Source organism: Candidatus Amarobacter glycogenicus, from assembly GCF_016704105.1.
Classification (GTDB): domain Bacteria; phylum Chloroflexota; class Dehalococcoidia; order Tepidiformales; family Tepidiformaceae; genus Amarobacter; species Amarobacter glycogenicus.
On record NZ_JADJAT010000021.1, the window covers coordinates 94,405 to 100,567 of the forward strand.

Here is a 6,163-nt window from a genome sequence, read left to right on the forward strand (position 1 = left end):
TGAACCCGGAAGGTACTCATGAAGAAGATCGAGGCCATCATCCGGCCCGAAAAAGTGAATGACGTGAAGCAGGCGCTCGACGACCTTGGCTTCCACGGTATGAACTTCCTCCAGGTGACTGGTCGGGGCGCCCAGCGCGGCATCGTCCACCAGGGTCGCAGCGGCGAAACCGTGACGGTCGACCTCCTGCCCAAGGTGAAGCTCGAAGTCGTCGTCCCGGACCAGGCGGTGGACCGCGTGATCGATGCGATCATCGCGGCTTCGCGGACCGGGAACATCGGCGACGGGAAGATCTTCGTCATCCCGGTGGAAACGGCAGTGCGGGTGCGCACCGGCGAGCGCGGAGACGTCGCCGTTTAGGCCCGATCCGCCCCCTGTTCAACGCGAGGGCCCCGCAAGGGGCCCTCTTCGCGCTCCCTGGGCCTGGGCAGCGTGTGGCCTGCCGGGCGTTCGGTCGCCGACACCTGCTAGGCTCCCCGGATGCACGCCGCGCATCCCGATCGCAACATCCGACCTCTTCGTCTACTGGTTCTTGCGCGATTTCCAGCTCTGGATACCCGCCTGGATCGTGTTCCTGACCATCGAGCGCGGTTTCAGTCTCACGCAGGTGACGGCGGCGGAAGGGCTCTACCTCATCGGCGTGCTCATCCTCGAGGTCCCGACCGGTGCGGTAGCGGACCGCTACGGGCGTTCGAAATCGATGGCACTCGGGGCGGCGGTGCTTGGTGGGGCGGTGCTGATCTTCGCGTTCACGCAGTCATTCGCGGTCCTGCTCGCCTCGTTCTTGCTCTGGTCGGTCGCGAGCGCCCTCATGTCCGGCGCCGATATGGCGCTCCTGTTCGACACGTTGAAAGGCCGCCGGCCGCGAGGCACAGTACGAGCGGCTGGCCGGGCGAGGGATGGCGTTCGCCTGGTCGGGCGTCGGTATCGCGACGTTTCTCGGCGGGCCGGTGGCAGCGCTGCTCGACACCAGGGCGACCGTATTCATCGGCGCCGCGACATGCCTCGCCACGGCCGCGGTTGCGCTCGCCATCTGGGAGCCGCCGCATGAGCGGGACCTGGGAGAGAAGCAGCCCTACCTCGCATCGATTCGGGCCGCGTTCCGCGAGGCGTGGGGGGCTGTAGACGTGCGCATCCTCATCTTCCTGGCGGGTACGGCCTTCGCGGCCATCGAGGCGGTGCACTACCTGATCCAGCCGTACCTGGTGGACCGCAATGTGGAAGTCGGGGTGTTCTTCTCGCTGTTGCAGGTGCCTATCCTCGTGGCGGGCCTCGGGGGAGCGCTGCTCTCCGGGCGTGTTTCGAGGGGCGCCGGCACGAAGGCACTGGTCGCTGGACCGCTGTTGGGCGCCGGCTGCTTCGCGGCCCTTGCCGGGGCGCCCGGACTGGCAGCCTATGCGGCTCTGCCACTGCTCATCGGGATCAGCTCGTGCGTGGAACCTATCGCGACGGGCTACATCAACCGCCGGATCGGCTCGGAGCGCCGGGCCACGGTGCTCTCGATTACGAGCATGTTCCGGAGCCTGGTCCTGGCCGCGCTCGCACCCGGGCTCGGCTATGCCACCGACCAGTGGGGCATTGGAGAAGCTTTCACGATCGGGAGCGTCATGACGCTGCTCTCTGTGCTGGTGTTCGGGGGTCCACTGCTCTGGCGCGCTGCCCGCGAACCAGAGCAGGCTCCGGCGGCAGAACGCTCGCCCGCGGGGTAGGCCAGCGAGCTTGCCCGGCTCGAAATCTGTTCGTAACACTCGTGCAACCCGCCGGAAATGGCCGGAGCGTAGGCTTTAGGCTGACAACGCAGGGCAACTCGCGTTGGGACGCGTAACACGATCTTCATCCATCTCCAGATCGTGCCGCTGGCTGTAGCCGTGAAATGCGTCACAATCAGTGTCCCCGCGACCATCACCAGAGGAGCACTCATGACCCCCGAGGAAATCAAGGCGTTTTGCGCAGACAACGCCATCCGCTTCGTCGACGTCAAGTTCGTCGACCTCTTCGGCCAGTGGCAGCACATCACGCGACCGATCCACGAACTCAACGACTGGTCGGACTACAGCCGGTCCCCTGGTTGAGCGGCTACGGTTTCGATGGCTCCTCGATCCGCGGGTTCCAGAAGATCGAAGAGTCTGACATGCTCCTCATCCCGGACCCGGAGACGGCGCTCATCGACCCGTTCATCCAGTCGCCGACGCTTTCGGTGATCGCGAACGTCGAGGACCCGGTGACGCGTGCGCGGTACTCGCGCGATGCCCGCTACGTCGCGCAAAAAGCCGAGCAGTACGTCAAGGACTCCGGCGTCGGCGACACGGTCTACATCGGGCCGGAACTGGAGTTCTTCATCTTCGATGAAGTGCGCTTCGCCAGCGACCAGCATTCGGCCTTCTACTCGGTCGATTCCGACGAAGGTATCTGGAACAGCGGCGCTGAATCCACGCTCCGCGGCGACTTGAACCAGGGTTATCGGCCCCGCTACAAGGAAGGCTATTTCCCGGTCAGCCCGCATGACACGCAGACCGACATCCGCAACGAGATGGTCGAGATCATGGAAGCCAGCGGGATCCAGATCGAGCTCCACCACCACGAAGTGGCGACCGCCGGCCAGGGCGAGATCGACATGCGGTTCGACACGCTCACGAAAATGGGCGACAAGTCGCTCCTCTACAAGTACATCGTGAAGAACGTCGCGAAGCGCCACGGCAAGGTAGCCACGTTCATGCCGAAGCCCCTCTTCGCCGATAACGGCTCGGGCATGCACACCCACCTCTCCATCTGGCGAGACGGGAGCAACCTGTTCGCGGGCGATGAGTACGCCGGTATCTCGAAGATGTGCCTCGCCTACATCGCCGGCATCATCAAGCACGGCAAGGCCCTCATGGCCATCTGCGCGCCGACCACCAACAGCTACAAGCGGCTGGTGCCTGGCTACGAAGCGCCGGTGAACCTGGTGTACTCGGCTCGAAACCGCTCGGCCGCATGCCGCATCCCGCTCGTGAGCCCGGACCCGCGCCAGAAGCGCGTCGAGTTCCGTCCGCCGGACCCGGCGGGCAACCCGTACCTCACGTTCGCCGCGATCTTCATGGCAGGCATGGACGGGATCATGAACGGGTGGGACCCGGGCGCGCCGCTCGACAAGACCAACCTGTTCGACCTGAGCCCGGAAGAACTCGCCAACATCCCGACGGTGGGCCAGTCTCTCGATGAGTCGCTCCACGCGCTCGAAGATGACCACGACTTCCTCCTCAAGGGAGGGGTGTTCACCCCAGACGTCATCGAGACGTGGCTTGCCTCGAAGTACGAGAACGATGTCGACCCGGTGCGGATGCGCCCGCACCCGTACGAGTTCCACCTCTACTTCGACGTCTGATTCTCAGCCCCGGTTTCGGATCCCAAAGCGGCCACTCGAAAGAGTGGCCGCTTTGTGTTTTCCGCGCCTCTTGTCGATGGATGGAATCGGTCACACCTATCAGCATTTAGCCGATTGCGAACATTGACAGCCTGAAACCCGGAGCATAGATTCTGCCCCGAAACAGCGTCCATCTCGCAACCTCGATGTGTGAGATGCGCATTGGCTATGGAGGGAAAAGGACCATGCTCGACGAACGGAGTTATTGGCAGCGCCGGTTGAGCCGCCGCGCCACGCTCAGGGGCGCAGGCCTGGCTTCCGGCGCCCTGGCGACCGCGGCCCTCGTAGGGTGCGGGGACGACGATGATGACGATGACGGCGGTACTCCCGAAGCGACGCAAGCACTGCCGACGCAGGACACCACCTCAAGCCGGTCCGCGGCGGTTCACTGACGCTCGTTTCGGGTGGCGAACCGCGGACGCTGGACGTGCACTTCGACACGTTCCCGGCCAACACGATGATCACCAACAACACCAACGAAGGCCTCCTCAGGTTCAAGGCGGACCTCACCGGCCTCGAAACAGAACTGGCGACGGCGATGCCGGAGCAGCCGGACGAACTGACCTACGTGTTCAAGATCCCCAGGGTGTGAAATTCCAGAACGTGGAGCCGGCCAACGGCCGCGAATTCACGTCCGAAGATGTGAAGTACTCGATCGAGCGCCAGTCCACCGATCAGGCCGGCAAGTTCCAGCACGCCTACTTCTTCCTCAAGCGCATCGCCAGCATCGAGACGCCGGATAATTACACCGTGCGCGTCAAGATGAACACCGCCTACGCGCCGTTCCTCAGCTACATCGCCAGTCCGTGGACGATGATGATCAACCGCGAGAGCGTGGAGAAGTGGGGCGATCTCACTGAGACCACGATCGGTACCGGGCCGTTCATCTTCAAGGAATGGCAGAAGAACGTGAAGGTCGAGCTGGACCGCAACCCGGACTACCAGGTCAAGGAACTGCCGTATGTCGACAAACTGACCTACCTGATCGCCACCGATGCCCAGGTGCGAGCCACGCTTTATATCGACCGGAAGATCGACGCCATCATCGTCGGTTACAACGAGCTTTCCCAGGTCAACGACAAGCGAAAGAGCGATTCGGCCTACCGGGCAGTGCCGTCCCAGTTCTGGCGCCAGTTCCGCATGCCGCCGACGCTCGCGGCCGACTCGGCAAAGGGTACCGCAGCGAAGGCGGCCCGGGGCCGACGACGTCCGCGTCCGGGAAGCGGTCGTGCGCGCCATCGATTTGAAGCAGGCGCTCGATTTCGTCCACTCCGGCGACGGTGTCTGGCGAACGGCCCGATCCTCCCCGATCTACCCGCTCTGGGCGCTCAAGGACAACTATCAACAGACCGACCTGAAGAAGGCGAAGGAACTGCTCGGCGCGGCCGGCATGAGCGGTGGCCACCGAGACCCTCTGGTCTGGGCATCCCAGGGCAGCACGGTGAACGACCAGACGGCCGAAGTCCTCAAGCAGCAGCTGAAGGAGATCGGTTGGGATCTGACGCTCCAGCCGATGGACACGACCCCCTATTACAACAAGATCTACGCCTGGGACTACACGCTGGCGCACCACGTTCCGCTCAACAATCCAGACCCGGACGAAAACCTCTCCGCCTACTTCGGGCGCAATTCGACCTTCTTCAAGTTCCACGACGAGGCGATCTGGGAAAAGATCGACAAGCAGGCGAAGACGGTGAACACGCCGGAGCGCCAGGCGCTCGTCAGGAGATCCAGAAGGACATCATCGCCAAGCACCCGATGAAGTTCATGTACACCCCGAACAACCACAACTTCGTCGACAAGAACGTCCAGGGCTGGTTCTGGCCGACTGACCTCTACGATGGCCGCAAGGCGACCGCCTGGAAGAAGGCGTAGCCGCAGGAGTCCAGTGATTCAAGCCCCGGGACGGCAGTGCCGCCCCCGAGCTATCTCCCAGAGCCACCCATGCACGAATACATAATGCGGCGCTTCGCCTGGCCATCCCGACCATTCTCCTGGTCATGATCGCCATCTTCTCCATCAGCCGGATGATCCCGGAAGTGCCATCGATTCCATGCTCCAGGAGCAGCAGTTCGCAGAAAACCGGGAGGCGCTGAAGAAGGAACTCGGCTCGACAAGCCCATCTATTCGCAGTTCATCACCATGGGGGACGTCCTCCAGGGCGACCTTGGCGATTCACTGCTCACGAAGCGCTCCGTTGGCGAAGAGCTGTTGCGGCGGCGCCGCCCGTCACGCTTGAGTTCGGCCTCTTCGCCATCATCGCTGGCCTCATGATTTCGCTGCCAGTCGGCGTCACCGCTGCAATCCGCCAGGATACCTTCGCCGACTACTTCGGCCGCAGCTTCGCGATCCTATATTTCCGGTGCCCTTTACTTCTTCACCGCCACGATCCTCATCGTGTTTGGTCCGGGCGTGGGCTGGACGCCGCCACTCATCTACAGTAAGTCACGGGGCGAAGGCCCGATCGACCACCCCACTACTACATGACCCCCGCCGTGCTCCTCGGCGTCACCCTTGCCGGCAGCGTCATGCGTATGACACGCACGATGATGCTCGAGGTCCTTCGCTGGTACTACATCCGCAACTCGCCTTTGTGCCAAGGGGCTGCGTGAGCGCCCGTTTATCCTCCGGCACGCCGTGAAGAACGCCTTCATCCCCGTCATCACGATCATCGGTCTTCCGGCGGGTATCGCGATCAGCGGCACCATCATCATCGAATCGATTCCTTCAACATGCCGGGCGTTGGCCGTTACTTCGTCG

7 protein-coding genes and 1 pseudogene are annotated in these 6,163 nt (G+C 63.3%); all 8 read left to right on the plus strand.

Going from position 1 to position 6,163, the window contains the following annotated elements; genetic code table 11:
- Nucleotides 1-18: 18 nt before the first annotated feature.
- Nucleotides 19-360, plus strand: a complete 342-nt coding sequence (locus IPG14_RS17275) for a P-II family nitrogen regulator (protein ID WP_343385730.1) — start codon at nucleotides 19-21, stop codon at nucleotides 358-360.
- A gap of 172 nt (nucleotides 361-532) precedes the next feature.
- The gene (locus IPG14_RS17280; protein ID WP_343392647.1) at nucleotides 533-1,051 is read left to right on the plus strand and encodes an MFS transporter; all 519 of its coding nucleotides are present in this window, start codon (nucleotides 533-535) and stop codon (nucleotides 1,049-1,051) included.
- Nucleotides 951-1,709, plus strand: coding sequence for an MFS transporter (locus tag IPG14_RS17285; RefSeq protein WP_343392648.1), 759 nt, complete (start codon nucleotides 951-953; stop codon nucleotides 1,707-1,709). Before IPG14_RS17280 ends, IPG14_RS17285 begins: the two co-directional genes overlap by 101 nt.
- 210 nt (nucleotides 1,710-1,919) lie before the next feature.
- A pseudogene (glnA, locus tag IPG14_RS17290) lies at nucleotides 1,920-3,364 on the plus strand (type I glutamate--ammonia ligase).
- Nucleotides 3,365-3,588: 224 nt separating this feature from the next.
- Entirely contained in the window at nucleotides 3,589-3,795 is a 207-nt protein-coding gene (locus IPG14_RS17295) for a hypothetical protein (RefSeq protein WP_343392649.1), read from the plus strand.
- 35 nt (nucleotides 3,796-3,830) lie between these two features.
- Nucleotides 3,831-3,995 (plus strand): hypothetical protein, encoded by a 165-nt coding sequence (locus IPG14_RS17300; RefSeq protein WP_343389657.1) that lies wholly within the window; start codon nucleotides 3,831-3,833, stop codon nucleotides 3,993-3,995.
- Between the two features lie 402 nt (nucleotides 3,996-4,397).
- Complete coding sequence (locus tag IPG14_RS17305) at nucleotides 4,398-5,165, plus strand: ABC transporter substrate-binding protein (RefSeq protein WP_343392650.1); 768 nt, start codon at nucleotides 4,398-4,400, stop codon at nucleotides 5,163-5,165.
- Between the two features lie 721 nt (nucleotides 5,166-5,886).
- Nucleotides 5,887-6,015 (plus strand): hypothetical protein, encoded by a 129-nt coding sequence (locus tag IPG14_RS17310; RefSeq protein ID WP_343392651.1) that lies wholly within the window; start codon nucleotides 5,887-5,889, stop codon nucleotides 6,013-6,015.
- The last annotated feature ends 148 nt before the right edge of the window (nucleotides 6,016-6,163 follow it).